The organism is Gordonibacter sp. (assembly GCF_036667095.1).
GTDB lineage: Bacteria > Actinomycetota > Coriobacteriia > Coriobacteriales > Eggerthellaceae > Gordonibacter.
Genome location: NZ_JAVWUP010000022.1, coordinates 26608 through 29398, shown reverse-complemented (window position 1 = coordinate 29398; position 2791 = coordinate 26608). Strand labels below are relative to the sequence as shown.

The following is a 2791-nucleotide window of genomic DNA, read 5'->3' as shown; positions in this document are numbered from 1 at the left end:
ACTTCCGCAAGGCACCTATCGACACCGTAGACATCAAAGCGATGTGGCAAGCACATTGCAACGCCGGTGATTTCTTCTTCACCGACACGTGGCAGCAGGCTATCGAGTTTTGCAAGCGAGGTGCGGCATGAATCCCTACCTCGAAAAAGCGCGTAGGCCATTGCTTGACTACTTAGGGCTAAGCGAGATTGAAACGGTATGCACTCGCATCGCGTGCGATACCGAAAAGCTACCTGAAGTCGTTGGGTGGATGCGCGCAGGGATCAAGACGGTGGGAGGACACCCAAGACCCTACACGCAAGCTAAGCACCGAAAAGCCATGGAGGATATTGCAACACGCTACACGGAGGCCAGGGGCAGGCTGCGCGCATCGTTTGACGGTCCCATAATATTCGCAGTCGTATCCCACCGGAAATGCCCGCCAAGTTGGCCGAAGCGACGCAGTGGAGAACAGGATACGTCAACACCGGATGGATCAAACATCCTCAAGCTGGTTGAAGATGCCCTTAATTCCGTTGCTTATAAAGATGACCGCTACATTGTCGGAGAGATTCCGCTTAAAGCGCCACGCGTGGGCAACCGCGACTGGCTGGAAATAGAGATTACCTACTGCGAGCCGCGCAAGCGGCAGATGGGAATAGATTTGTAATGCGAAAAGGTGCCAAGCGAAACGAGTGGACGACAGCCGAAGAAGCTTACCTGTTGGCACATGCCGGCAGGATTCCGCGACGTGACATAAGCAAGCACCTCAAGCGCGGAAGCAAGAGTATTGAACGCAAGGTTGCCAGTATTCGCAAATCGGGCGAGCCGATAACGCTGCGACACTACACGCATAAGACATCTGTTTGCCCGCAGTGCGGCAAGGCTCGCAGCCGCTACGGCACACGCACCGGCGTTTGCCGGGTATGCGAGCTGTCGGCGCAGATGGAAAAGTGCGAAAACGATATGAGCGCGGTTATGCAAAGGATGACGATGGAGGACCGCATGACTTATATGGAAACCGAGGCAGAACGCAGCAGCACGCCGCTGCCCAGGCCGCAGCATCCCTGTACCGCGCACATGACGCCTTACCAGAAAGACGTGGCAGAAGAATCCTATGCCCTGGAAATAGAAACATGGGAAATCGGCTGCTTAACCAGGAAGCTCAAGGCAGCACAAAGAAGATGTGAGAGAGCTGCAAAAAAAGTTAAATCAATGGGGGTTTGACCAAAAACCCACTGTAGGAGGATGAATCATGCCCATAACAACTGAAAAAGTATCAATCGAGGATGTGTACCCCGATGACAACAACCCACGCAGGGACTTCGGAGACCTTGAAGCTCTGGCATCAGGTTTTGCCATCAACGCCGACCGTCCAGGAGAACCGTTCACGCCGCCATTGTTGGTGCGCGACGGCGGCATCTATCGCATCGTTGATGGCGAGCGCCGCTATCGCGCCATGAGGCTGGCAAAGACCAAAAGCTTCACGGCAACCGTAGCCGACACCATGGACGAAGCAAACGTCATGGTGGCCATGCTTGCAACCGACGACAAGCAGCCATTGACCGACATAGAGCGCAGCCGTGGCGTGCAGCAGGCGCTTGCCTTGGGTGTGGATCCGGTGCCAGTGGCCAAGGCCGCTCGCATCAAATCTGCCGATGTGCACAAGGTGGCAACGGCCATGGCTAAGGTTGATGATGCCGCAGGAGATATGACGCTTGACAGGCTGTATGCCATCGCTGATTTTGCCGACGACCCCGATGCCGTTGAGCAGCTTACCAATTGTAAGGAAAACGAGTGGACTTGGGTTTGCTCAACCATCAAAAGACAGCGCGAGGATGACATTAAAGCACAAGAACTTAAAGATGCCCTGGAGACATCGGGGATACCCATCGTTGACGATGTGCCCGATGGCTATTGCTACAAAGCATTGTGTCGGTCAGTTGAAGATGTTGCCGAACTTGATGCCGAAGAGTTTCTCTTGGCAAAAGCACAGCTCTGCAATGAGTATTTGCTTATTGCCAAAATATATATACCGGCATCCGATGCCGTTGTTGACACCGCAAAAGAAGAGAGGATGCAGCTCTGTGCCGAAATAGGAGCCATCCTTTCTGATGGCAAGGCAAGTCGCGCCAAGTGGCTAGCCAATCGCATCGCCGATGGAGTCGAAACGATACCGACCTTAGCTGAAATCTTCAAGCGAATAATGAACAACGCCGACAACGATGACTACTACTCGCCTGGCGGTCGGATTAAAGAGTTTGAGAAGTTGACGGGCGAATCAGTAAAGCGAGAACTCAATGCCACGCTTATTGCTTGTTTATACGAAGATGCCGAACGCGAGCTGAATAGATGTGAGCATTATTTAGTTTATGCAGATATGAGTGACATTATCACCGAACGGGTAAAGAACTATCTGACGTGGATTGATGCCTTTGTGGCAGATGGCTACGAAGAAACCCCTGGCGACATCAAAGTACGCAGCCTATGCAACGATTTGCTAGATGCGAAAACACAACAATCAAGCGAGGTGGACGATGGTGAATAGCACCGTGGAGGAAGTGCAGGCAGAGGTGATAAACCCGCCGGCAGAGATAGTTGTAAAGCCCATCCATGTGTCGATTGATGCAAGTTTCGCCGCTTTGGAAGCCTACGTCGATGAACAGATCAAGATGTTTGCTGGAACCAAAATCGACCCAGAAAACGAGGCCGAAATATCAGCCGGTCGCAAAGTCTGCGCCGAACTCAACAACCTTAAAAAACCTATCGAGGCTAAGCGCAAAGAGGTCAAGGTAGAGTATGAAAAGCCGCT

At 52.5% G+C, this 2791-nt stretch carries 4 protein-coding genes; all 4 read left to right on the top strand.

Annotated features, from left to right (window positions below; genetic code table 11):
* The first annotated feature begins 127 nt into the window (after positions 1-127).
* Positions 128-649 (top strand): RusA family crossover junction endodeoxyribonuclease, encoded by a 522-nt coding sequence (locus RR842_RS04125; RefSeq protein WP_332729067.1) that lies wholly within the window; start codon positions 128-130, stop codon positions 647-649.
* Positions 649-1206, top strand: a complete 558-nt coding sequence (locus tag RR842_RS04120) for a hypothetical protein (protein ID WP_332729066.1) — start codon at positions 649-651, stop codon at positions 1204-1206. Before RR842_RS04125 ends, RR842_RS04120 begins: the two co-directional genes overlap by 1 nt.
* A gap of 28 nt (positions 1207-1234) precedes the next feature.
* Positions 1235-2527: a ParB/RepB/Spo0J family partition protein gene (locus RR842_RS04115; protein WP_332729065.1), complete on the top strand. Its 1293-nt coding sequence runs from the start codon at positions 1235-1237 to the stop codon at positions 2525-2527.
* The coding region (locus tag RR842_RS04110) for a DUF1351 domain-containing protein (protein ID WP_332729064.1) at positions 2517-2791 on the top strand (275 nt) is incomplete at its 3' end. The genes RR842_RS04115 and RR842_RS04110, both read left to right, overlap by 11 nt.

Excerpts from the sequence above, each read along its gene's own strand:
- RR842_RS04120 (WP_332729066.1), top strand. The coding sequence starts at position 649 with ATGCGAAAAGGTGCCAAGCGAAACGAGTGGACGACAGCCGAAGAAGCT.
- RR842_RS04115 (WP_332729065.1), top strand. The coding sequence starts at position 1,235 with ATGCCCATAACAACTGAAAAAGTATCAATCGAGGATGTGTACCCCGAT.
- RR842_RS04125 (WP_332729067.1), top strand. The coding sequence starts at position 128 with ATGAATCCCTACCTCGAAAAAGCGCGTAGGCCATTGCTTGACTACTTA.